This is a genomic window from Bacteroides sp. MSB163, from assembly GCF_036416795.1.
GTDB lineage: Bacteria > Bacteroidota > Bacteroidia > Bacteroidales > Bacteroidaceae > Bacteroides > Bacteroides maternus.
In genome coordinates this window covers 2,165,136-2,190,119 of record NZ_CP143867.1, presented here as the reverse complement: position 1 = coordinate 2,190,119, position 24,984 = coordinate 2,165,136, and the positions used below count along the sequence as shown (strand labels likewise).

Sequence of the window (24,984 nt, the reverse complement as noted above, 5' to 3'; positions counted from 1 at the left end):
ATCATACAAGAAATATAAACAGAAAAGGAGATATTAAAGATAACGGGAAGCTATTTCTTTATCTTTATGAAGCTGGGCAATCAGTTCATCTATGGAATCAAATTTCAACTCAGAACGGAGATAGCGGACAAAAGAAAGGCAGATATATTGCTCGTAAATATCTGAATGGAAATTAAATATATTCACTTCGATGCTACGGTCAGTACCGTTAGCCATTGTAGGACGATAACCAATACTGAGCATACCGCCATAACTCTGACCTGCTACGGTAACGCGCACTGCATATACCCCATCAGAAGGAACTAACTTATCCGAATCATCCACTCGAAGATTTGCAGTAGGAAAACCTATTTTACGACCGACACGATAACCACTTACTACCATGCCATTCAAGAAATAATCATATCCCAGGCAAGAAGCAGCATCCGAGACGTTACCTTCCGACAGCAATTGCCGGATAACGGAAGAGCTTACTGCAACATCCTTATCTATATATGCATGTGCAAGAATAACTTCTATCCCCAACTCCTGCCCATAGCGTACATAGTCATCAAAACCTTCACTACGGTTATGGCCAAAACGATGATCGTATCCTATAACAAGGGCACGTATATTATAATGATTGTAGAGGAACAACATAAACTCCTTTGCTGAAAGAATGGCAACTTCAGGAGTAAAGTCAAGCATCATGCAATAGTCCAGGCCGGTTTCAGCGAGCAAAGAAACCTTTTCTTCATAAGTGGTCAGTAATTCAGGGTGATACTCCGGCTGTACCACCTTGCGCGGATGCACAGGAAAAGTCACCACCCCCGAAGCAAAACCGTGTGCAGCAGCTACTTCGCGCACCTGTTCAATCAGGTACCGATGTCCTCGATGTACTCCATCGAAAAAGCCTATGGTAGCAACACAAGGCTGAGGAAGCACTTCCGGTATGTTACGAAGCAACTGCACTACTTTAATTTTTAATGGTTACTTAAACAGATGACTCCAGTCTTCACATGCTTTCGGCGTATAAGTAGAAATACCCAATGTTTCCGCCACACGACAATTCTCAGTAGAATCATCTATAAAGAAAGTTTCTTTCGGATCTATGCCTGTTTCCTCCAACAGCTTCTCAAAAATGGCAACGTCCGGTTTCACCATCTTCATTTCATAAGAAAGGAAAATTCTCTCAAAATAATCTTCTACCCGGAAAGCCTTGTAATGAAAAGCATGCTTGCAGGACCATTTCCAGTGAATTTCATTGGTGTTGCTCAATAAATAGACCACATATTTCTCACGCAGTTTCAACAACAAATCCAGCTTATAGGTAGGAATACCTCCCAGAAAACTATTCCAAGCAGCATCTATACGGGCATCGGTCACTACCTTCCCTATCTGTTCACGGATCGCATTCCGAAACTCCACACTGGTAATCAGTCCTTTTTCATGCTGCAAGAAGAAACCCTGCTGATGACAGACATCAAGCATAGCCTCTACATTGGGCATGCCTAACTTTGCAAAATTCTCAATACAACGCTGGCGGTCCAAGTCAATCAATACGCCACCAAAATCGATAATAAGGTTTTTAATTCCTTTTTCTTTCATTTTATTTCTGAGTTAAACGTCGGATGAAACGTATCGCCTCACCCACCCACAATACCAGTGAAGTGGAAGCAATAATAATCACCCAAGTGACTAAATCAAGAGGCACAGTACGGAATACAGCACCACCGAACTGTACTATAAGGAACTGTCCTACTAAAATAGCAAGCACTATCAGTTCCATACCATACGATTTGGAAATCCCTTTGAAAGCGGAGTCTGTAGTACCAAACACACGTGCATTGAAAAGGTTCCAGAATTGCAGCATCACGAAGAATGTGAAGAATATGGTCAAACGTTCTGGTGTCATACCGCTCTCGGCATGATTAAACCAGTACAACATTCCCATTAGTATAATCAGGAAAGCACCACCTACACCTAAAATATAGGAGCGCATAGCTTTCGAAATAATAAAGTCACTGCTACTGCGCGGTTTCTCTTGCATAACACTCTCGCTGGGCGGAATAGAAGCCAGAGCCAAAGCAGCAAAAGTATCCATAATAAGATTTACCCACAACATTTGAGTTACAGTCAGCGGTAATTCCGTACCTATCAACGAACCAAGCAAAACGATAAGCAAAGCCACAAAATTGATAGTCAACTGGAAAACAATGAAGCGCTGGATATTCTTGTATAGCGAGCGTCCCCACATCACAGCAGTACCGATACTATTGAAGGAATCGTCAAGCAAGGTTATGTCACTGGCTTCCTTGGCCACAGACGTTCCCGTACCCATAGAAAGCCCCACCTGTGCATGATTCAGTGCAGGAGCATCATTTGTACCGTCTCCCGTTACGGCTACCACTGCACCTTTTTGTTGTAACAACTGCACCAAACGTTGCTTGTCTGTAGGACGTGCACGCGACATAATTTTCAGGTCCATCACACGGTCCAATGCTTCTTCATCTGTCAGTTCCGCAAAAGCAGCCCCTGTTATCCGGTTACGTTCCGTATCTTCCGGTTTCCACAAACCAATCTGGCGTGCAATTTCCGTAGCCGTACCCGGTGTATCTCCCGTAACAATCTTGATATCAATACCGGCCGACTGGCATTTCGCAACTGCCGCAGGCACATCCTGACGGATAGGGTCACTGATAGCAACCACACCCAGGAATGACAAATCTTTTACTAATTGACAATTGACAATTGACAATTGACAATTACCGTCCGAGGTGTTGCCCGCACAACACGGTTCTTCGTCCTCATCGATTATCTTGAAAGCAAAACCAAGAGTACGCATCGCCATATTCTGATAACCCAGCAATTGTTTTTCTACCGTAGAGCGATACTCTACCGCATCTACCCGTTTGCCGTCCAGAATAACATCCTTACATTTGCCTAAAACAATTTCAGGAGCACCTTTCACGTACAATACCTTCTTACCCATCAAAGGAGACTTCACCAAAGTCGCCATGAATTTACGTTCTGTAGAGAAAGTCAACTGATCCACAACCGGAGCATTCTCACGTAATTCCAGATAATCCCGATTCCTGCTATTCAACCATAAGAGCAAGGCTACCTCTGTCGGGTTTCCGACTCCTCTCGGTTTTTCACCTTCGGCTATTTCTTCCAGAAAAGCAGTAGAATTGGCACTGATACCTTCTACCACCAGTTTGCTGATATCATCTTCACCGACTTCTCCGCCATTTTTCAAACCATAGAAGCTCGGCTCATAAACTTGCATCAGATTCTGAGTCAATGTACCCGTCTTATCCGTACAAATCACTGTAATTGCCCCCATCGTCTCGCAAGCATGCATTTTGCGAACCAGATTATTGGTAGAAAGCATACGGCGCATATTCAATGCCAGACTGAGTGTCACACTCATCGGCAACCCTTCGGGCACTGCAACCACAATCAGGGTTACTGCCATCATAAAATATTGCAGGGTAGCTTTCAATGCCGGAAGCCAGTCTGCAAAAGTGTGGAAGGTTGAAAAGGGATATACCAGTATTACATCTTTAATAAAGAAAATGACAAATGCCAGTCCGGCCACCGAGAAGCCGATCTTACCAATCAGATTGGCAAGTTTGGTAAGCTGTATGTTCAGGGGAGTAGGTTCCGTACTCTGTTCCGTACTTTGTCGGGCCACTTTTCCGATTTCCGTATCATCGCCCACACTGAGCACTCGCATTGTCCCATGACCGTCCACAACGGTAGTACCACGCAGCACACGATTGGAAGCATACGTAGCTTCTTCATCAAAATCCGCTTCTACAGTCGTTTTATTTATAACGGGTTCACCGGTCAGATTTGATTCATTAACCTGCAAAGATATGGCTTCCAGCAGTTCACCGTCAGCTGGTATTTCTTCTCCTGTTTCCAGGACAATAATATCTCCTACCACCACATCTTTCCGAGGAATTTCCTGCACACGACCATTACGGATAACTTTCACCAAAGTTTCCTCATTTACCGCATTCAGCAGATCAAATTTTTTATTGGCGTCATATTCAAAGAAGAAACCGATTCCCGTAGCCAGCAATATAGCGACAATAATACCGATTGTCTCAGCATATTCATTCTCTACGATCGAGATGATCAAAGAAAATAGCGCAGCCACTAAAAGCACCCTGACAACAGGATCCTCAAACTTTTCAAGATATAACTTCCACAGGGAGGGACGCTTGGGGGGCGTTAACAGATTGACTCCGTACTTTTCGCGGCTTTTTCTTACTTCATCGTCAGTAAGTCCGCCATGATAAAAATCATCCTTCATCGCAGTCATGCAAATTGTTAGCTTTAATTAAGAGCCACAAAAGTACAATATTAATTTGGGATAGCGAATGTTATTAAATCTTTTTATAAGTTAGTCTTGCCATCAATCTCCGTGCCTTGCTCCTTTATCTGGCGTCCATTAATCGGGAGGGTAAACCAGAACGTGGATCCTTTACCATATTCAGATTCCACACCAATCTTGCCCCCTAATTTACGGACAATCATTTCGCAGATAGCCAGCCCCAGACCGGTACCTTTTTTATTTTGCTCTACCCGGACAAAACGTTCAAAAATATGATTGACCTTATCCTCCGGGATACCGCTTCCGGTATCCTTCACATAGAAATAAAGACCTTCAGCACAATTATTATAGCCAAAAGTAATACTTCCCTCATCTGTAAACTTCACAGCATTGGTCATAAAATTGGAAATCACTTGTTGCAAACGGTTTCTGTCTGTATACATAATACATTCATCAGAAGGCGTTTCCCTGATTATCTGAATAACAGCAGATTTATCTTCCAGTCTCATACGGAACAATTGTTCTATATCAAACATCAGTTGCTTGACATCCACCTCTGAGAATGTAAATTCCAATGTACCCGCTTCTATTTTTGAAAGGTCAAGAATATCAGCAATCAACTGCTGCAACAACTCGTTATTAGAATGCACTATTTCCAGAAACTGCGTCTTCTCCTCTTCCGTACCGGCAGAAGCCAGCAATTCAGAGAAACCGACAATGGCATTCAACGGTGTACGTATCTCATGACTCATATTGGCAAGAAAAGCTGATTTAGAGCGATCTGCATTCTCCGCTTTTTCACGGGCTCTGTTCAATTCCGCCTCTGCTTTCTTCAGTCGGGTAATATCATGCACAGTAATTACCATCCCCTCTTTATCGTCTATTTCCATGTATTCACCGGAAACATACGCATCACATTCCGATACTTCGCCTCTCCTATCCCGTATATCGAGTACAGCTTCTAAATCCGTGAAACTACTTTTAGCACGAAATGTTTCCTCGATCTTCTTTCGGATGGGGCAACTGCCGCAAAGTTCATGTGTTCCGCAACCGCCTTCGGCAGACAATGCATTGTTACAACGCAATAAATCGCCCACACGAGCCAGTCTGCCTTCCGGCTTACGGGCTTTGGTGATATCATAGTAATTCGTCCGGGTAACAACAAAATCCCTGTCTATCAAAAGAATAAAAGCATGGACATTTTGCATAATAGAACGGAACAGTTCTTCGGAACCGCGTAGTGCTTTCCTGGCATTTCCCGCTTTAAGCAGCAGGCGTCTACTTCTACCGAGTTCAAATACATATAACAACAGTACTCCTACAAGCACCGCCATACCGACCAGAATGAGTATCGTCATAAAGAGTTCATTTACAATAAATACGAAACAAATATATCTCTTTCAAATCAAAACCGGAAACAAAAGGGCGAGATTTATTGTTATTTATAAAGAAAACCTAAAAAATAGTTTTATGGACAAGTACATTTGCACCGTTTGTGACTACGTTTACGACCCTGAATTGGGCGATCCCGAAAACGGCATCGAGCCGGGAACATCGTTTGAAGACCTTCCTGAAGATTGGGTTTGCCCGCTATGCGGAGTTGGAAAAGAAGAATTTGAGAAAGCGTCCTAAGACGCTTTCTTTTCTTTTACATCACTGCTTGCCTCTACTACATTCACCACATAATCACCCAGTTTCTCACACTCGGCGATAATGTCCATATAGTAAACGCCCATCTGATAATCATATTCCTTGTTATTCACATCCAGAATATTCTGATTCTTCAGCTGATTGCGATAGTTATTAATTTCATTCTCAATATTGAATGACTTATTCACGTCAATACTTTGGTGGTCGGAACGTTCCACAACGACAATCATCTGTGCCAGCGCATCATCCGTCAGTTTCATCATAAAGTGAATATGGTCATATTGTTTTTCCGTGAAGTCCTGATTAGTCTGGCGTTTGCGATTGATAGTACGCGCAAGATTATAACAGCTATCACCGATACTCTCAATTTCAGTTACTTCACGAAGCATTGCACGAATCTGAAGCTTACTCTCCGAACTCAAACGCCCGTCAGACACCTGGTTCAGATAATTGGCTATCTCCAACTCCATATTATCACTGATATTCTCATATTTTTCGATACGGCTGAACAGCTTATTATAATCATCGTCCTTATCCGTATGCAACAAGTCCTGCACCATATTGAACATACGGTGAGTACGTTCCGCAAACAGATGAATTTCCTTGCGTGCCTGCAAAATGGAAAGTTCCGCTGTAGAAAGCATACCACCGGAAATGAAGCGGAGACGATATTCCTCGTCAGCTTCCTTCTGCGGAATAATGGCACAAACCGTACGCTCTATCAGTTTCACGAACCAGATCAGCAACAACACATTACAGATATTAAAGCAAGTATGGAATGCTGATAACTTAAATGAAACAGCTACGGCAGGGTCTTTCGTTCCCATCACGTTTTCCACAAACCAAGATACGGCACTCGTAAACGGAGTGAAAAGGCAAAGTACCCAGATAACGCCGAAGACATTGAACACCAAATGAGCCAATGCAGCCCTCCTCGCCTGCGTATTACCGGTCAATGCGGCAAGATTGGCAGTAATGGTGGTACCAATATTCTCTCCCAATACCAATGCAGCCCCCAATTCAAAGCTAATCCATCCGTTAGCACACATGATAAGCGTAATTGCCATCGTTGCCGCCGACGCCTGCACAATCATAGTCAAAATAGTACCGATAAACACAAACAACAGAATAGAAATATATCCCATATCGGTATAGCTTTGCACAAAGGCCAACATTTCCGGATTTGCTTTCAAATCCGGCGCATTGGATTGCAGCATGGAAAGTCCCATAAAGAGGAAAGAGAAACCGAAAATAAATTCACCGATAGACTTACGATGACTTTTTTGAGAGAAGAGAAGAGGAATACCAAAGGCAAGAAGAGGAAGTGCGAAAGCGGCTATATCGACTTTGAAGCCTAATGCCGAAATGATCCATGCTGTAACGGTAGTACCGATATTGGCTCCCATTATTACGCCTATGGATTGGGATAAGGTCAGCAGTCCGGCATTTACAAAACTCACTACCATAACGGTAGTTGCGGAAGAGGATTGAATCAGTGCCGTGATCAGCACACCCGTCAGTACTCCGGTTACCCGGTTGGTAGTCATTGCCGTTAGAATTTTCCGGAGCCTGTCACCGGCAAACTTTTGAAGTCCTTCACTCATTATCTTCATTCCGTACAGGAATAATGCCAGTGAGCCAAGCAGCTTTAAAAAATCATAAAAAGAATATTCCATCTTTAATTAATTAGAAGGTTTTATGCCACATTTGTTATTATATCTATATTTAACGTATTAATCACCTAAAAAGGAGACGTCATGAAACACATGTTACAAATTTGTTGCAAAAATAATAATATTTCTAAAGAATTCCCCATCGGGAGTTCACTTTTGGATATTTATTACGGTTTTAATCTTAATTTTCCCTATCAGGTTGTCAGTGCGAAAGTTAATAACCGGTCCGAAGGATTGAATTTCCGGGTATATAATAATAAGGACGTAGAATTTCTCGATATACGCGACTCATCCGGTTTGCGTACGTATGTGCGCAGCCTCTGTTTCGTATTATACAAAGCGGTCAGTGAACTGTTTCCGGACGGTAAACTGTTTGTGGAACATCCTGTATCCAAAGGCTATTTCTGCAATCTGCGCATCGGACGTGCTATTACCCTGGAAGATGTATCCGCTATTAAAAAGCGTATGCAGGAAATCATAGATGAAAATATCATATACCGTCGCACGGAATGTCATACTACCGAAGCTGTACGTATCTTCAACGAACGGGGAATGACGGACAAAGTAAAGCTGCTGGAAACATCCGGCTCTATTTATACCTATTATTATTCGTTAGGCGACACCATTGATTATTATTATGGCAACCTGTTACCCAGCACCGGTTTTATCTGGCTGTTCGACATCGTGAAGTATTACGATGGTCTGCTATTACGTATCCCCAACAAAGAAAATCCCAACGTATTGGAAGAAGTAGTAAAGCAGGAAAAAATGCTTGATGTCTTCAAAGAACATCTTCGCTGGAATTACATCATGGGATTGGGTAATGTAGGAGACTTCAATCTTGCCTGCGAGCAAGGACATGCCACCGACCTGATCAATGTGGCTGAAGCACTGCAAGAAAAGAAAATAGCCCAGATTGCCGATGATATCTATAATCGGGGCGAAAATGGCAACCGCGTGAAACTGGTGCTTATCTCCGGTCCGTCCTCTTCAGGTAAGACCACTTTCAGCAAGCGCCTTTCCGTACAGCTTATGACAAACGGGCTTCGTCCATACCCCATCGCTCTGGACAATTACTTTGTGAACCGCGAAGACACTCCGAGAGACGCTAACGGAGATTATGACTACGAATCGTTGTATGCACTCGACCTCAAAAAATTCGAGGAAGACCTGAAAGCTTTGCTGAGAGGCGAAGAAATTGATCTACCGAGTTTCAACTTCTCTACCGGACAACGGGAATACAAAGGGGACAAGTTACGGATTGACGAACATACCATCCTCATCCTGGAAGGCATTCATGCATTGAACCCGGAACTCACTCCGCAGATACCGGCAGAAAACAAATATAAGATCTATGTATCTGCCCTGACTACCATTTCTCTGGACGATCACAACTGGATTCCCACAACAGACAACCGTTTGTTGCGCCGTATCATCCGCGACTTCAACTACCGTGGTTACTCAGCGCGGGAAACTATTTCCCGCTGGCCCAGTGTACGAGCTGGAGAAGACAAATGGATCTTCCCTTATCAGGAAAACGCTGATGTAATGTTCAACTCAGCGCTGTTGTTTGAGTTTGCCGTACTGCGTTGTCATGCCGAACCCATACTGACCAGTGTGCCACGCAACTGCCCGGAGTATGCCGAAGCATACCGATTGCTGAAATTCATCAAGTACTTTACTCCAGTACAAGATAAGGAAATCCCGCCGACATCACTTCTGCGTGAATTCCTGGGAGGAAGCAGTTTCAAATACTAATCCCTGACATCTGCCCTACCCGAGCCGTACCTGCACCGTACCCGCTCCGTAGTTACTCCGTACTCTATGGTATGGAAAAGGTACGGAGCGTATACGGAGAAGATACGGAGATAACACGGAGCAGGTACGGAGATCATACGGAGATCGTACGGAGCAGAATATAATTTCATATACCCTAATCATCAAAAAAATGAGATAAACCAAGTTTTTAAGCACTTTTCTTGTACAACCTACAGAAGAATGTCTTAACTTTGTAAGCAAATAAAAAGAATCATATATGAGAAAGATAATTACCCTACTCTTCTTAGCCGCTTTCTGCATTTGCAGTCAAGCCTATTCACAGAACCGTGCCGATGAACTGATGAAACAGGCACAGGAAAATCTCGCAAAAAAAGAATATATCAAAGCCCGCTATCTTTTCCTTCAGGCTTACAATGCTTTCTCCTCCCAAGCAAAGTATGACAAAGCGGTGGAATGTGGCGTCAACGCCAGTGCTCTCTACCATCGGGAAAACTATTATAAAGAAGCTTTCGAACTATTGCGCGGTGCCGAACTATTGGTTACAGACGGTGAGCAAAAAAGTGGCAAGACGATGCCCGACCTGCGTTTCCGTATCAACAAGGAACGCCTGCAAATGTATATCAACCTCAAGAATCCCGCCCGTGCCAAAGAACAACTGGCCAAATTGGAAGAGACAGCCAAGGCAGCAAAAAATGATTCACTCAGCAATGATTTGCTTTATACCCAAGCCAATTACTACTATACCTTTGGGATGAACTCACAAGGGGACGCTTATATCAACCGTCTGATCGGTCAATACAAGGAACAGAAGAATTATGCAAAGGTAGACGAGTCATATAAAACCCTGATCGATATTGCCCGTAAGGCAAACAATGCCGGACTGGTAGCCCGTACGTACGACAAATATATCCTTTGGACTGACTCTGTAAAAGCTCTTACTGCCCAGGATGAGTTGAACGTGCTGAAACGTAAATATGACGATAGCCTGCAAACTATTGAGGAAAAAGACAGCTCACTCTCTGCCAAACAATACATTATCATCGGCCTTTGCATCCTTGCCGGACTACTGGCCGCCGTGCTGGTATTAGCTGGTATCGTATTGCTGCGTTTTGTCCTTCTTACCCGGAAGCAAAAGAAAGCTATCCAGATAGCCAATGAGCACAATGAACTGAAAACTAAGTTTATCCAGAATATCTCCGCACAAATGGAGCCGACACTGAATACTCTGGATACTACCTTACCGGGCGTCCGTGCGCTGAAAGGCTTTGCTGAACACATTCAGGAGTTGTCCGATTTAGAAAGTACGCTCTCTGAAGCTTACGAAATGCGTGAAATCAATATTAATACTTTCTGTGAAAGTGTTATGGATAAAATCAAAAGCGGCTTGAAGTCAGACATAGCTACTGCCGTGAACGCACCGAAACTCAGCGTCAAGACCAATCCTGAGCAGCTTGAACGCATTCTGCTCCATTTGTTGAATAATGCAGCCGAGTTTACCCCTGAAGGTGGCAAAATCTGGTTAGATTTTAAAAAGCGCGGAGCACACACCCACCAATTTATTGTCAGTGATACGGGAAGTGGTATTGCCGAGGAGGAACAAGCAGACTTGTTCAAACCTTTCACCAAAGTGAAAGACCTTACAGAAGGGGATGGTTTAGGATTACCCATCTGCTCTCTGATTGCCACAAAAATGAATGGTAGTCTGACATTGGACAGTAGCTATACCAAGGGTTGCCGCTTTGTTCTGGAGTTACATACCTGACAAAAAAACATACTTCAAATCAATAGCCCCTATTTCTGAACTTCCTTTCAGGAATAGGGGCTATTGATTTTACAGACCGACATTACATTGTTTTATCATTATAAACGGGTACTTTTGCAGGCTGCAACAACAAATGATAAACCAATGAAAGCCACTGTCTTAGCTACGCTATTACTCGCATATTGCATATTAGCGGCTTGTACCCGTTCCAGTCCGAACGCCCAACTTGTACAAGCTGATTCTCTCATGCAAAAGTTCCCGGACAGCGCCTTATATTTTTTAGAAAAGATTCGACCAGAAGAACTTAACTCATTAGAAGATCGGGCATACTATGCTTTATTAGTGACACAAGTACAAGATAAGAACTACATATTCCAAGAAAATGACTCTCTTATACGTATAGCAGTGCAATATTATGATTCCATTAAAAGTACATCTATGCAGGCAAAAGCACATTATTACTGGGGATGCATTTGGAGGAACAGAGAAATCTATCCACAAGCTTTAGGCAGATTTTTCACTGCTATATCTTATGCTCAAAAGGCTTCTGACCATAAGCTAACCGGATATATATACAATAATATAGCCAACCTATACTTTCTACAGAAATTATATGAACAGGCTGACTCAATCTATCAAATTACAGAGACAATAGCTATTCAAGAAAAAGATTCCGGTCTTTGGGCAGATGCTTTATCACAACGGGGTATGATTGCTATTGACAGAGGAAAAGAGTACTACCATGAAGCGGAACAGAAGATACTTCATGCTTTTAAAATATCACGCCATATTGCTCAAAAAAAAATGGTAGCTAAAACAGCTTATTCATTAAGTCTACTGTATGGACGCATGAATATGGGAGAAAAGGCTGTAGAATTTGCCAAGTTAAACCTCAACAATCAAGAAACTTCAAACACCTTAGATAGGGCTTATTTAGTTTTAGGTGATGCCTACTACAAAACAGCCTTATATGATTCTGCATCCATTTATCTAAATAAAAGCCTTTGCAGTGAAGATGAATACACAAAGGCTGGTGCTTATATGCGTTTAGCTGATATAGCAAAAAAGCAAGGGAAATTAGAAACAGCACTCGAAATGGAAAGAAAATATTCTTTCTATCTGAATCGTGTTCAACAAAAACAACAGAATGTAGCAATTGTCACAACTGAGAAAAATATCATAATACAACGTAAACAATTAGAATACAAAGCTAATTTAAACCAATTCTATTATTATATGATCACCGGAATAGCGATTTTCCTATCGTTATTCTTCATTTTATGGAAAAAACATAGGAAGGAAAAAAGCAATTTCGAGCAAAAGGAAATAGAGCTAAATAAGAAATTAGAAGATTTACTCCAACAGAAGAACGAACAAATCAATCTTTTGCAAGAAGAAATAGCACGGCACAACAACAATCAAGCTGAAAGGGACAGTTTAAAAGAAGAACTGCATAGACTGAAAACAGAGCGCCAAGCCTTGCTCAACGAATCTTATGAACATTCTGAGGTTCACGTAAAGATGAAGCGAATTATTCAAGCATATAAAAAAACAGATAAATCAAGCGAACATTTCAATGAAGAAGACTGGAAACAACTAATAGCAGAAACTGATGTACGTTGGAATAACATTACCATCCGCTTAGCTGCAAAGTATCCCTTATCTCAGGATGAGATATGTCTTTGTTGCCTGCATTTAACAGATATACCCACCAGTCATTTCAGATACCTAATGGAATGTAGTAGGGATGCCATATATAAAAAAGGCAAAAGAATACTGGAACAAAAGATGAAATGCACTGATAAATCAATTTCACTCCGCGATTTCTTAGAACAATTTCTATTAAAATAGGGAAAAATGCTCCAACAGCAAGATGATTCTCTACATTTCTACACTTTTTATACACTTTTATTGGAGAAATTCTCTCTAAATTTGCCACCGTCATAACAAATTAAAAGTATATCTTATGAAAAAGTTATTATTTGTATTTTTCGTATTAGCAGTAGTTATGGGTAGCACATCTTTGCACGCCCAAAATTTCTTTCTGACCAATGATGATGAAAGAGAGATTCCTCTGAACCCGGCAGGTCCCAAAGAAGGAGGACCAGTAGCCAGGAGCATCATTATTCAACCCGCCAGTGCCTATATTAATAATGATATAGTCACTGTAGTTTTCAACTGTGATGCACCTACGGCAAGTATTACAATTACAAATGCCTCTGGAGCAAATATTTATTCCGGAACAAGTATTAATCCTACGCTTATCACTATTGATTTAAACGCAACAGAGCCGGGAGAATACTACCTGGAAATTGAACTGGGAGAAGCCCGGTTGAGCGGATACTTTACACTTTAACAAAGAACCTAACCTAAACTTTAACTATAAATCAAGACTATGCTGGGAGTTGACAATGCCACCAGTGAAGTAGTCCATCACTTTTTACGGTCACTGACCGTAAAAGTGAGCAGGACTACCGTATGCCGTTTGCTCGACAGTCCGTTGGGCAACACGATGCAAGGTATCAGCGATGCCTTAAACGCACTTCATGTAAATAACGTAGTTTACCAACTTCAACCGAAGTATCTGGAGAAGTTGCACGGTCCGTTTATCACCCAATTGGAAACAAGCCATTCCACATTCTGCCTTGTCGAAAAGATAGAACCGGACCGGCTCATCATCACGACTGCCGAAGTCAGCCACATGCCCATAAGCAGAAAGCTATTTGCGCACCAGTGGACAGGAACTGTCCTGTTTGGCGAAACAACTTCGAAAACAGTCTGTGAATCTCACTGCTTGCTCAGCAATATTCATTATATGTGCCGGCAACATAGGATACTGATTGCGGGAATTATATCCGTCCTCTTAGTTTTTTCTTCAATCTGGAGTAGAAACTACCCCACAGGATTACCACTTTACCTTTCCGCGCTGGTCTGTGGTATTCTCATCTCTACTATCATTCTATACAGAGAAATGATAGATAATCACTTTCTACACCGCTTCTGCCACATAGGGAAAGTTATAGATTGTAATGAGGTACTCAAATCCAAAGGTGCAAATATTGCAGGAATAGGTATTGGAGAATTATCGTGGATGTATTTCACAACCATGTTCTTTTTCACAGCTGTCTGCCCAAAGGAATTCCATCTTCTGGCAGCCCTGTCTGTTTTCATTGCAATTGCATTCACTTTATACTCCATCATATATCAGATATTCTTTATTCGTAAAGCGTGCCTGTTTTGCATGCTCACCACCTTCTCGGTCTGGCTGACTGCCGTGGCGCTTTATATCATAAGGAATAACTTTGAGTGGAGGTTTTCAATACGAATTCTCTTTTCAATGATTGCAGTCAGCACTATCTGCGTGATTTTCTGGATACAGGCTAAAGCACTTGTTTCTTCGGACAAAGAGAAACACTTTCTGAAAAACAAGCTATCCGGTCTGCTCAATCCGATCACTTTTCAGAAACTCCTGGCTTTGAAACCTAAAGTCAGAACGATGATCCACCCGGATATAGCTCTGCACAACTCTACCGATAACACAAAAGACAGGTTAATGGTAGTGGTAAACCCCAATTGTAAAGCGTGCGCCAAAGTACATCACCATATCCGGGAAATATCAGCAGACATATCCATCTCACTGGTTATCTATACAAACGACCGCCTGAGCGCACATATAGCACAAACCATTCTCAGCGCTTACCTCTCAGAAGGCTGGGACAAAGCTACTTACTTGCTGGAAGTATGGTTTGAAGTTCAAGAGATACCTGATGTAGAGAGATACAATATTAACGATGTTGCACAACTGCTTTGGAGACAACAACAAGAGTACTGCGAACGGAATAACATCAGTCATACTCCGTCAGTTGTCATCAACGGACATTATATGCCAAGCGTTTATCAATTGGAAGAGTTGAAATACTTGCTAACGCCTGCCACCGATAAATAAAGGGAACAGGTCCTATAAATTTAGCTGCCGTGTCAGATAGCGGCGGCTAAATTTACACTTATAAAGGAAGACAGCTTTCAAATACATAAAAGACACAACATCGATTTTTTTACGTTCAGAACGACAGCATATCCACATTTTAAGTAACACACATCAGTTTCTAAATTTACATTCCAGAGTATTCTACGAATAAATAAAGCATAAAGATACTCCATTATTGCATATACTTGCAGATTAGAAAGCTCTTTATGCAGAAAAGGGTTACTACTTACGGTCAATAAGGTTACTACTTATAGGCAAAGGGGTTACTACTTACGGGTAAAAGGGTTACTACTTATAGGTAGCGGACCTATTTGCATCATAACTTTCACCTATTAGTGTACTTTTTAAGGCACTTTGAGTTCTATAATAAATGTAAGCATTTCGATATCACACTATCAACCTGGCATTTGCTTATTTTCACTTCCATATTTCCGCCACAATGAGCAACCGTACAGGAATAAAGTATTCTCAGCTAATTAAAAATACAAAATGACAAAATGCAATTATTTCAATAGTATTCTCAAATAGGTACAATTAAATTAGTCATATTTCTAAAAAAAAGATACTTTTGCATTTAACCAACCTTACAACGACTAAAATGAAACGAATATTCTATATCATAATATGGCTGCTAGGATTTCTTTCATCCACTTCATGTACTCAATGCCACCAACCTTACGCCTTGTTGGTACAAGCAAATTCAGTGATGGAAGAGTATCCGGACAGCGCCTTGCACATACTGGAAAGTATAGAACCGCAACAACTGGGCACGCAGACGGACCAAGCTTACTATGCTTTATTGCTGACACAAGCAAGAGACAAAAATTATATCGTGCAAACTGATGATTCACTGATACGGATTGCAATACAGTATTACGATTCTATTGGAGATATACCTATGCAGGCTAAAGCACATTACTACAAAGGGTGCATATATAGGGATGCAAATTTGTGCGGAAAAGCAGTTCAGGAATATCTGACAGCAATTCCACTTGCAAAAAAGGCCGGAAACCCCAAACTACAGGGATTAGTATACAATCATGCAGGCTACCTGTATTACCTGCAAGACTTATTAGAGCAAGCTGACTCCATCTATCAGTTAACCGAGCAACTAGCAATACAGCAAAATGACACAAGCCTTTGGGCGGAAGCACTATCATTTCAGGGAAAAATTAATATAGAAAGAGGAATATCATATTACCCTAAAGCGGAAGAAAAACTATTGAAGGCATTTGAAATGACAAGCGCCCCAAGCTATAAACGGGTACAAGCAGGCATAACTGCCGCACTCAGTTCATTATACAATAGTATGGAATTTGATAAAAAAGCAATTCAATATGCCCAACTAAATATATCGTTACGAAACGACACAGCGCAGCGTTACAGAGCTTATTTGCTTTTAGGTGACGCTTATTTTAAAGCCGGGCTATACGATTCCGCTACTATATATATCAATAAAAGTCTATCGAGCACAGGATATGGTAACAAAGCCAGTGCCTATATGCGTCTGGCAGAGATAGCCAAAGCGCAAGGAGATTTAGGCAGATCACTGGTGCTGACAGAGAAGTATACGCTCTATCTGGATAGCCTGCATTTAGCAAAACAAAGCAACGACATTCTTATGGCAGAAAAAGAGGTAGAAAAACAGCAATATACCAACAACATAGGTTCTCAAAGCAACAAAGTGTATATCTTAATAATGATCAGTGTTCTGCTCATCTGTATCATCGGAATTATCTATGCCGTATTAAGAAGAAGCCAACAAAAGGCACAGCACATTGAGCAAAAACAATCTCTTTTGGAGAGAGAGCAACAAGACTTGCAACAGAAGTACATACAACTTAAAAAAGAACTCACCCAAAAAGAAGCTGAAATAACCTCCCTACAAAAGGATATTAACCGACAGCATAACAATGAAGAAAAAAAGAAAAAGCTACAACAAGAACTTGATGCTCTAACGAGAGAACGAAATGTGTTGGCAAAAGAAGCTCTTGAACATTCAGAGGTTTACTCTAAAATAGAAAGGATTATTAACTCTTACAAAACATACGATAAATCAGAAGAACAGTTAAACGATGACGACTGGCAGCGTTTCATTGTAGAGACCGACATACGTTGGGATAAAGCCATTACCCGACTGAGAACCCAGTGTGAATTAGAAAAAGAAGAAGTACACCTGTGTTGCCTGCTTTTGACTGATTTTCCAATTGCCAACTTAGAATATATAGTAAGGCAAACGCGAAATACGATCTACAGGAAAGAAAAAGAAATTCTAAAAAAGGTAAGCTGCCCGTCCGGTACAAACAAGCTAAAAGAATTTCTTAAAAGCTATTAAATCGTGCACTCTAAAGGGGAATATAAGCGTAAAATGCATCATATAAAGCGAAATGATACACTTTTGATACACTCTATCAGTATAAAAGCCCGCTATATTTGTAGCAAACAATATCTAATAAACGATATATATGAAAAAGCTATTATTCCTTTTAATCGCATTTTTTGCTTGGGGAACTTCCGCATATTCCCAAAAGTTTATTAAAGGCACGGAAATTAGTCTTTATGGAGATATAAAAAAAGGCAATAATGTAGACCCGGAAGACATACCCCAAACACGTGGTATCATTATACAACCTGCGCACGCTTACTTATATAATAAAGTAGTATCCGCATCTTTTGAAGAAATGATACCAGCAGTCACTATCAAGATTACTAAGGAATCTACCGGTGAAACTATTTATTCACAGGAATACATAAGTCCGGCTGCAATCTCTATTGATATGACCTTGCAAGATTCAGGAATATATTATATAGAAATTATTTCAGATAAAACCTCTTTAAAAGGCAAATTTACACTTTAAGTATTAAAGAAGAAATATCATGTTGGGAGTTGACAACACTGATGGAATACTTTATCATTATTTGCGTGTTTTGCACGTAAAAGTGAGCAAGGTGACCGTACGCCGCTTGCTCGACAATCCGTTGGGCAACAGCATGCGGGGTATCAGCGATGCACTGGATATACTTCATATCAACAATGCGGTATATCAGCTCCCTGCAGAATATCTCGACAAATTAGAAAGTCCGCTTATTGCTGTAACCAATGACAATGATTCACCCTTTTGTCTGGTAGAAAAGATGGAGAAAGGTCATGTTATCATCACTACGCCCCACACCCGGCATATAAGAGTAAGCAAACAACAATTCTTACAGAAGTGGACAGGTGGAGTCTTAGTCGGCGAGATTACAGAGAAAACTATTCAAGAGAAAAATTACCGATTAAAGAATGTTGGAGAGTGGATTAGGCAATATCAACTTTTGCTAGCAGGCATAGTTATTATATTCCTTATATTATATCATGCAAGCAGGAACTACTCATCAGGAGTGACTATCTACTTGCTGACACTATGCGCAGGGATTCTTGTTTCTGCTGCTATTCTTTATAAAGAAACCATCAACCATCAGTTCCTACATAGTTTTTGCCACATTGGTAAAGTTATAGATTGTAATGAAGTGCTTCACTCTAAAGGATCACGTATTATCGACGTAGGATTAGGTGAATTATCATTGTTCTATTTCAGCACTTCATTGCTATTCTGCCTTTTACGTCCGTACGATTTCTTTTATATCAGTGCATTATGTAGCATCATTGCAATAGGATTCACAATTTACTCCATCATCTATCAACTCTTTATAATTCGCAAAGGATGTATGCTTTGCATGATTATCAATCTAATAGTATGGGGTAACTGCATTACCTTGTACCTGCTAAAAGCTTATTATAATAAAGCAATTTCTTTCCAGACAATACTTCTCATTTTTGCTATCAGTTGTATTTATCTGGTTATCTGGACACAACTAAAGAAATTACTAAAATATAATGAAGAAAGGAAACAACTTAAAAATCACTTTGCAGACTTGCTTAGCCCAGAAGCTTTTCAAGCCCTCCTAACCCTAAAACCACAGATTAGAGAAACTCCTCAACCTAACATAGTTTTACATAACAACATAACAGGTGAAAATCAATTGCTATTTGTTACTAATCCCAATTGCAAAAATTGCGCAAAAGCACATTCACAATTTCAAAAAATAGCCAATGAACAACCTATTTGTTTAGTGCTATTAACTTTTCCCGGTGATAATACAGGCAAACAGATTGCACTAACAATTATTGCAATCTATCTTACAGAAGGTTGGGAAAAGGCTATGAAAGCATTGTCTGAATGGTTTAGTACACATCATATAGAAGATATCCCCAATGATATTGCAGATAAAACGCAGGAAATATGGAAACAGCAACAATTGTATTGCTTGCAGCAGCAAATCAATGAGACACCTACCATCATCGTAAACAAACATTATTTACCATATATATATCAAATAGAGAATTTAAAGTATGTATTAACATAAAGATATTGTTTTGCAAAACAGAAGTCAATAGGGTGATACTTAAAGCTTCCTACTGTTAACATTATTATTCACCTTAACTCTTATAGAAATATGAAGAATTTTGAAAATTTTGAAGCGTTCAAACTGAACAAGGTGCAGATGAATGCTATCGCTGGTGGTACGATTTATTGCTACAATGGTTCTGACGCCAGCAAAGAAGCCTACTTTGAAAACTTAACAATGGAAGAAGCTCAAAAAGGAGCTGATGCAGCCATTGGTAAAGATGCTGTTTGCGAAGAATTAATCAAGTAGAAAGCATAGGGGTTCTTATATTAAATAAGAACTCCTATAAAAATCGTACAAAAAACATGAAGGTACTTTTATATGCATCCTGCCTAATTAGTTTGTTTCTAACTCTTTTCTCATTGACAGAAAAAAAGAACATGGAAATCATTATTCATCTTGACAATGATATGACAGAAGAAGAACAAAAGGTATACCTTTGGTCTTTCTGTTCTTGGGTATCTGGGTCAGAAAAAGCCATTTGGGATTCTGCAAGCATAAAAAAGGGGCAAAAAACAGTAAAACTTCAAGGATATGCACCCTATGAAAACTATTTCAAGATTTGTTTCTCAAAAAACGGACCACAAGGATTATATGTATATGCGCTTCCGAATGATACTGTAGAATTATACCTTTCCTCAAATGATAAAGAAGTATTGTGGAAAAATGCTTGCAAAGGAAATTATCACAATATAGTTACTGACTTCGAGAAAGGAAGCAGAAAATATTGGATAAAAAAAAATGAATCTTCTGAAGATAGCATTTCATATTACAACCATCTATTAATAGATCGCTATATTAACGAAATACACACATCTGAGCACCCACTGATAGCAAAAGGGAGTTGGGTTATGTTGCAAATGTTTTTCAAGGATTCATTATCAAGGGATAGTCTTCAATCATTAAGAGAATACGTTGCACGAAAATTTCCAAATTACCCACCAGCAGCACTTACATACAAGAATGCTCCTACATTAAGCGAACGTACAAAGAGTACCCAGAAACGGCTAGACGAGATTTCAAAGCAGAGGAATATTTATGAAAAAAGAAAACAAAGTACTCAAATAGGGAGCAGAATAGCACTTCAATTACCATCACTAAATGGAGAATATATAGCGTTATCAGATTTAAGAAGTAAATACATTTTTGTAGATATTTGGGCAAGTTGGTGCAAACCATGTAGAGCACAAACTATTTATCTAAAAAAAGTATTGAATAAACATCAGAATAATATAAAAATATATGCAGTTTCCATTGATGCAAACCACAGTGCTTGGAAAAAAGCTATAGAACAAGATAAAACACAAGATTTTATTCATGTGATAGGTACAGACAATGACCGCAGGAATGTTCAATCAGTTGAAGTTTTGGACATCGAAAGAATCCCGCGAAACTTCTTATTAGATCGAAACTGTAGAATCATTGCAAAAGATTTGCTTGATGAACAACTCATGCAAACATTAGACAGTTTAGAAAGACAATGAAATCTTTCCCTCGTTACATCCAGCACGACGCCATGGATTGTGGTCCTACCTGCCTCCGCATGGTAGCCGCTTTCCACGGCAAGCGTTATTCATTGGAAGGATTGAGGGAAAAATCATTCATCACCCGCGAAGGGGTTTCCATGCTTGGTATCAGCGAAGCTGCAGAAAAGATTGGTTTTCGTAGCATCTGCGTACAAGTGGGTTTTGAAAAACTCAAGGAAGCTCCTTTACCCTGCATCATACACTGGAACCAGCAGCACTTTGTCGTGGTATATAAACTCACCGACAAGCATATCTGGGTAGCCGACCCCGGCACGGGAAAGCTGAAATACACCAAAGAAGAATTCTGCAATTGCTGGCTGAGTTCCCGAAAAAACGAAGAAGACACAGGAGTGGCGTTATTGCTGGAACCCACACCGGAGTTTTATACAATAGAAGACGAGGGAGACGAAGTGAATCGCAAAGGCTTTAGCTTCCTCTACTCCTATCTCCGCCCATACCGAGGACTGGTGGGACAACTCCTTTTAGGCCTGCTACTGGGCAGCATGATACAACTCATGTTACCTTTCCTCACACAATCGGTAGTAGACTTCGGTATCAACAACCAGAATCTCGGTTTTATCTATCTGGTACTGATTGCCCAGTTGATGCTGTCTTTCAGCAGCAGTGCCGTAGAGTTCATACGGGGCTGGATTCTGCTGCATTTAGGCACACGCATCAACATCGCCCTCATATCGGACTTCCTTATCAAAATGATGAAGATGCCCATCAACTACTTCGACAGCAAAATGACAGGAGACATCCTGCAACGCATCAACGACCATAAACGCATACAGGATTTCCTGACGGGAAGCAGTCTCAGCGTCATCTTCTCAGTATTCAATATCATCATCTTCGGCATTGTGCTACTGGTGTACAGTGGTATGATATTCCTTATCTTTATGGGAGGAAGCGCCCTGTACGTTACATACGTCTGGCTCTTCATGAAGAAGCGTGCCGAACTGGATCACAAGCGTTTTGCCCAGCAGAGTGCCAACCAAAGCACGGTAGTGCAACTGGTGAACGGTATGCAAGAAATAAAACTCAGTACCTGCGAACAACAGAAACGCTGGGAATGGGAAAGAATACAAGCAAAGCTATTCAAAGTAAACATCAAAAGCCTTGCTCTACGACAGTATCAGGATTCGGGAGCAGTGTTGATTAATCAAAGCAAGAACCTACTGATAACCGCACTTGTGGCAAGTCTGGTAGTGAAAGGGGAAATGACGCTGGGTATGATGCTATCCGTGCAATACATCATCGGACAGTTAAACAGCCCGGTAAACGAGCTCATCGCTTTTGCACGCGATATGCAGGATGCACGCCTCAGCATGAACCGCCTCAGCGAAGTGCGTGACAAACCGGATGAAGAAGATCCCACGCGCGAACTGATACGGGAAATCCCGAAAGGAAAAGAAATAAGACTCCAGAACCTTAACTTCAAATATGATCCGCTAAGCGAATACCCAACATTGGACAATGTAAGTCTGGTGATTCCACCAGGTAAACAAACTGCCATCGTAGGTATGAGTGGAAGCGGAAAGACAACACTCGTTAAATTACTGTTAGGATTCTACCCGCCCGCAAGCGGCGATATCTTCATCGGGGATACTCCACTGGGAAGTTATAGTATTCGCGAATGGCGCAAGCGGTGCGGCGTAGTAATGCAGGATGGTTTTATCTTCTCCGACAGCATAGCTGGAAATATTGCTCCGGGAGTGGAGCATATCGATAAGCCGCGATTGCGCCATGCCGCAGAAGTAGCAAATATACATAGCTTTATCGAGGAATTACCCTTGGGATACAATACCAAGATAGGACAAGAAGGTCATGGATTGAGCCAGGGACAGAAACAACGTATTCTCATAGCCCGCGCCGTATATAAAGACCCGGAATTTATCTTCTTTGATGAAGCAACCAATGCATTGGATGCCAATAATGAACGCACCATAATGAATAACCTGGAGACATTCTTCAAAGGCAGAACATCCGTGGTAGTGGCACATCGGTTAAGCACAGTGAAAAATGCAAACCAAATTATTGTAATAGAACAGGGAAGAATAGCAGAAACCGGAACACATGAGGAATTGATAGCTTTGGAAGGAAGATATTACAGGTTGGTAAAGAATCAACTGGAATTATGAAAAATGAAGAGAAAGACATAGAATTAAGGTGTGAGGAGGTGCAGGAAATATTGACACGCCCGCCACACGCATTAATCAGATGGGGAATAACTGTATTCTTCGGAGTACTGGCATTACTCTTCATTGGGGGCTTATTCTTCAAATATCCGGATATCGTAAGCACAGAAATCACCATTACTACAGAGCATCCACCCGTATGGATCGTGGCAAGAGGAAGTGGAAAAATTCAGGAGGTATATCGAAAGGATCGTGAAACCGTAAAAGCGGGAGATATCATAGCTGTACTGGAGAATCCTGCCATCACTGCCCATGTATTAGAACTGAAAGAAAGGATTACTTCCTTCATACTGACGGATAGTTGTATCTGCCAAGCCGTGTTTCCAGAGAAACCGGAACTCGGAAACATTCAGAATACTTATGCCGCTTTCATCAAATGCCTGACAGATTATCGTAATTTTCTGTCGATAGACCTCTACGCCCAGAAAGAACAGACTGCCAGCAAAGAGTTGCAAGAATATCAGAAATACATACGGCATCTGAATAAACAAGCTGAACTTGATGAAGAACAAGTACAGATAGCTTCCGCTACCCATAGCCGGGAAAGGAAACTCTTCGACAAAGGATTAATATCAAAGGCTGATTACGAAGAAGCACAGCAAACTTACTTGAATCACAGGCAGGGACGCGAACAATTAATGACTTCACTCTCGTCCGCTAGAATTCAAGAAGCCCAATTGCAACAGAATATTGTAGAAATCCGTATGGAACGTAGTCGGGAAGCCAATACAATAAGTACTTCGTTAAAATCTGCTCTCAATGATTTGCAGGTGAGCATCAGTGATTGGGAATTGGGGTATCTCTTTATCAGTCCTTCCGGTGGTATATTATCTTACAATAATATTTGGCAGAAGAACCAGAATGTCAACACAGGAGATAAGGTGTTCTCTATTGTAGCTTCCTCTCCCGGTGACATCATAGGGAAAATAAAGTTACCCATCAGCGGATCGGGCAAAGTATGCCCCGGGCAAAGAGTTAATATCAGTGTGACAGGGTATCCATACATGGAATTTGGCTTCCTCACCGGGGAAATATTGTCCGTTTCACTGTTAGCGAGCGAAGACAATATGTATACTGCCACGGTAAGTTTGCCACAAAACTTACGCACCTCATACGGCAAGCAGCTGGACTTTAAGGGAGAACTATCCGGTACAGCAGAGGTCATGACGGATGAACGGAGCGTAACTGCACGTCTACTCAGTCCGCTCCGCTATCTGTGGGAGAAATATCTATAATAACCCAGCATTATGATATGGAAAGGAATAAAAGTCAATATATCGGACATGCCACATCTATATATCGGACGTGTCGCATCTGTATATCGGACGTGTCGCATCTATATATCGGATATGCAGTATCTATATATCCAACGCCACCGATATATAGACGTTAAAGTCAACGGAATCGGACTTGCCTGAAATTACATTGCTTGTTGTGGATAAGAACAAGCAATGTAATCATTCTCAACATTACTTGTTCCGGATCACAACATTACTTGTTTTCAGATATTATTCAATACATTAAGTGTTCTTTTTCCTCCTGCAGTCTTTCAGTTTTTCCCGATCCCCCTGTTCATCGGTGTTTCAGCTGAAAGATACCTGAAGCAACTATAAGGTTGGAGGTTTCAGCCGTAAT

At 41.0% G+C, this 24,984-nt stretch carries 18 protein-coding genes; 13 read left to right on the top strand and 5 right to left on the bottom strand.

Translation table 11 applies throughout. The features are described from left to right. Nucleotides 1-33: 33 nt before the first annotated feature. The 4 genes from VYM24_RS07560 to VYM24_RS07545 form a co-directional block, all read right to left on the bottom strand. Nucleotides 34-951 (bottom strand): bifunctional riboflavin kinase/FAD synthetase, encoded by a 918-nt coding sequence (locus VYM24_RS07560; protein ID WP_291550071.1) that lies wholly within the window; start codon nt 949-951, stop codon nt 34-36. Between the two features lie 18 nt (nt 952-969). Then, nucleotides 970-1,587: an HAD family hydrolase gene (locus VYM24_RS07555; protein ID WP_291550070.1), complete on the bottom strand. Its 618-nt coding sequence runs from the start codon at nt 1,585-1,587 to the stop codon at nt 970-972. A 1-nt stretch (nt 1,588) separates the two neighbouring features. Continuing rightward, nucleotides 1,589-4,312 carry a calcium-translocating P-type ATPase, PMCA-type gene (locus tag VYM24_RS07550; RefSeq protein ID WP_330941898.1) on the bottom strand — a complete coding sequence of 908 codons (2,724 nt, stop codon included), beginning with the start codon at nt 4,310-4,312 and terminating at the stop codon, nt 1,589-1,591. Nucleotides 4,313-4,386: 74 nt separating this feature from the next. After that, nucleotides 4,387-5,682, bottom strand: a complete 1,296-nt coding sequence (locus tag VYM24_RS07545) for a PAS domain-containing sensor histidine kinase (RefSeq protein WP_291550066.1) — start codon at nt 5,680-5,682, stop codon at nt 4,387-4,389. Between the two features lie 112 nt (nt 5,683-5,794). Here VYM24_RS07545 and rd point away from each other — a divergent pair, with 112 nt between their 5' ends. Beyond that, complete coding sequence (gene rd, locus VYM24_RS07540; RefSeq protein WP_007211919.1) at nt 5,795-5,956, top strand: rubredoxin; 162 nt, start codon at nt 5,795-5,797, stop codon at nt 5,954-5,956. On the opposite strand, the gene VYM24_RS07535 is transcribed toward rd, so the two are convergent. Further along, nucleotides 5,953-7,650 carry a Na/Pi cotransporter family protein gene (locus VYM24_RS07535; RefSeq protein WP_291550065.1) on the bottom strand — a complete coding sequence of 566 codons (1,698 nt, stop codon included), beginning with the start codon at nt 7,648-7,650 and terminating at the stop codon, nt 5,953-5,955. The genes rd and VYM24_RS07535 overlap by 4 nt on opposite strands. An 81-nt stretch (nt 7,651-7,731) precedes the next feature. On the opposite strand from VYM24_RS07535, the gene VYM24_RS07530 reads away from it, so the two are divergent. The 12 genes from VYM24_RS07530 (at nt 7,732) to VYM24_RS07475 (ending at nt 24,584) form a co-directional block, all read left to right on the top strand. After that, complete coding sequence (locus tag VYM24_RS07530; protein ID WP_291550062.1) at nt 7,732-9,405, top strand: nucleoside kinase; 1,674 nt, start codon at nt 7,732-7,734, stop codon at nt 9,403-9,405. Between the two features lie 277 nt (nt 9,406-9,682). Then, nucleotides 9,683-11,188 (top strand): sensor histidine kinase, encoded by a 1,506-nt coding sequence (locus VYM24_RS07525; protein WP_291550059.1) that lies wholly within the window; start codon nt 9,683-9,685, stop codon nt 11,186-11,188. 144 nt (nt 11,189-11,332) lie between these two features. Then, nucleotides 11,333-13,039: a hypothetical protein gene (locus tag VYM24_RS07520; RefSeq protein WP_330941897.1), complete on the top strand. Its 1,707-nt coding sequence runs from the start codon at nt 11,333-11,335 to the stop codon at nt 13,037-13,039. A 115-nt stretch (nt 13,040-13,154) separates the two neighbouring features. Beyond that, on the top strand, nt 13,155-13,544 hold the full coding sequence (locus VYM24_RS07515) for a DUF3244 domain-containing protein (RefSeq protein ID WP_217713415.1): 390 nt from the start codon (nt 13,155-13,157) through the stop codon (nt 13,542-13,544). A gap of 39 nt (nt 13,545-13,583) precedes the next feature. Then, entirely contained in the window at nt 13,584-15,134 is a 1,551-nt protein-coding gene (locus VYM24_RS07510) for a vitamin K epoxide reductase family protein (RefSeq protein WP_330941896.1), read from the top strand. Nucleotides 15,135-15,882: 748 nt separating this feature from the next. Beyond that, on the top strand, nt 15,883-17,511 hold the full coding sequence (locus VYM24_RS07505) for a tetratricopeptide repeat protein (RefSeq protein ID WP_330941895.1): 1,629 nt from the start codon (nt 15,883-15,885) through the stop codon (nt 17,509-17,511). A 130-nt stretch (nt 17,512-17,641) separates the two neighbouring features. Next, the gene (locus tag VYM24_RS07500) at nt 17,642-18,034 is read left to right on the top strand and encodes a DUF3244 domain-containing protein (protein WP_330941894.1); all 393 of its coding nucleotides are present in this window, start codon (nt 17,642-17,644) and stop codon (nt 18,032-18,034) included. 19 nt (nt 18,035-18,053) lie between these two features. Beyond that, nucleotides 18,054-19,583 carry a cysteine peptidase family C39 domain-containing protein gene (locus VYM24_RS07495; RefSeq protein ID WP_330941893.1) on the top strand — a complete coding sequence of 510 codons (1,530 nt, stop codon included), beginning with the start codon at nt 18,054-18,056 and terminating at the stop codon, nt 19,581-19,583. 90 nt (nt 19,584-19,673) lie between these two features. Then, nucleotides 19,674-19,874, top strand: coding sequence for a hypothetical protein (locus VYM24_RS07490; protein WP_330941892.1), 201 nt, complete (start codon nt 19,674-19,676; stop codon nt 19,872-19,874). A 131-nt stretch (nt 19,875-20,005) separates the two neighbouring features. After that, nucleotides 20,006-21,109, top strand: coding sequence for a TlpA family protein disulfide reductase (locus VYM24_RS07485; protein WP_330941891.1), 1,104 nt, complete (start codon nt 20,006-20,008; stop codon nt 21,107-21,109). After that, nucleotides 21,106-23,292: a peptidase domain-containing ABC transporter gene (locus tag VYM24_RS07480; RefSeq protein WP_330941890.1), complete on the top strand. Its 2,187-nt coding sequence runs from the start codon at nt 21,106-21,108 to the stop codon at nt 23,290-23,292. Before VYM24_RS07485 ends, VYM24_RS07480 begins: the two co-directional genes overlap by 4 nt. Further along, nucleotides 23,289-24,584, top strand: coding sequence for an HlyD family secretion protein (locus VYM24_RS07475; RefSeq protein WP_330941889.1), 1,296 nt, complete (start codon nt 23,289-23,291; stop codon nt 24,582-24,584). The genes VYM24_RS07480 and VYM24_RS07475 overlap by 4 nt, the downstream gene beginning before the upstream one ends. The last annotated feature ends 400 nt before the right edge of the window (nt 24,585-24,984 follow it).

Bases quoted from the DNA above. Each gene is read 5' to 3' on its own strand.
- VYM24_RS07475 (WP_330941889.1), top strand. From the start codon at position 23,289: ATGAAAAATGAAGAGAAAGACATAGAATTAAGGTGTGAGGAGGTGCAG.
- VYM24_RS07510 (WP_330941896.1), top strand. From the start codon at position 13,584: ATGCTGGGAGTTGACAATGCCACCAGTGAAGTAGTCCATCACTTTTTA.
- VYM24_RS07535 (WP_291550065.1), bottom strand. From the start codon at position 7,650: ATGGAATATTCTTTTTATGATTTTTTAAAGCTGCTTGGCTCACTGGCA.
- VYM24_RS07495 (WP_330941893.1), top strand. From the start codon at position 18,054: ATGTTGGGAGTTGACAACACTGATGGAATACTTTATCATTATTTGCGT.
- rd (WP_007211919.1), top strand. From the start codon at position 5,795: ATGGACAAGTACATTTGCACCGTTTGTGACTACGTTTACGACCCTGAA.
- VYM24_RS07545 (WP_291550066.1), bottom strand. From the start codon at position 5,682: ATGACGATACTCATTCTGGTCGGTATGGCGGTGCTTGTAGGAGTACTG.
- VYM24_RS07505 (WP_330941895.1), top strand. From the start codon at position 15,883: ATGGAAGAGTATCCGGACAGCGCCTTGCACATACTGGAAAGTATAGAA.
- VYM24_RS07525 (WP_291550059.1), top strand. From the start codon at position 9,683: ATGAGAAAGATAATTACCCTACTCTTCTTAGCCGCTTTCTGCATTTGC.
- VYM24_RS07480 (WP_330941890.1), top strand. From the start codon at position 21,106: ATGAAATCTTTCCCTCGTTACATCCAGCACGACGCCATGGATTGTGGT.
- VYM24_RS07515 (WP_217713415.1), top strand. From the start codon at position 13,155: ATGAAAAAGTTATTATTTGTATTTTTCGTATTAGCAGTAGTTATGGGT.
- VYM24_RS07490 (WP_330941892.1), top strand. From the start codon at position 19,674: ATGAAGAATTTTGAAAATTTTGAAGCGTTCAAACTGAACAAGGTGCAG.
- VYM24_RS07485 (WP_330941891.1), top strand. From the start codon at position 20,006: ATGGAAATCATTATTCATCTTGACAATGATATGACAGAAGAAGAACAA.
- VYM24_RS07550 (WP_330941898.1), bottom strand. From the start codon at position 4,312: ATGACTGCGATGAAGGATGATTTTTATCATGGCGGACTTACTGACGAT.
- VYM24_RS07520 (WP_330941897.1), top strand. From the start codon at position 11,333: ATGAAAGCCACTGTCTTAGCTACGCTATTACTCGCATATTGCATATTA.
- VYM24_RS07555 (WP_291550070.1), bottom strand. From the start codon at position 1,587: ATGAAAGAAAAAGGAATTAAAAACCTTATTATCGATTTTGGTGGCGTA.
- VYM24_RS07530 (WP_291550062.1), top strand. From the start codon at position 7,732: ATGAAACACATGTTACAAATTTGTTGCAAAAATAATAATATTTCTAAA.
- VYM24_RS07500 (WP_330941894.1), top strand. From the start codon at position 17,642: ATGAAAAAGCTATTATTCCTTTTAATCGCATTTTTTGCTTGGGGAACT.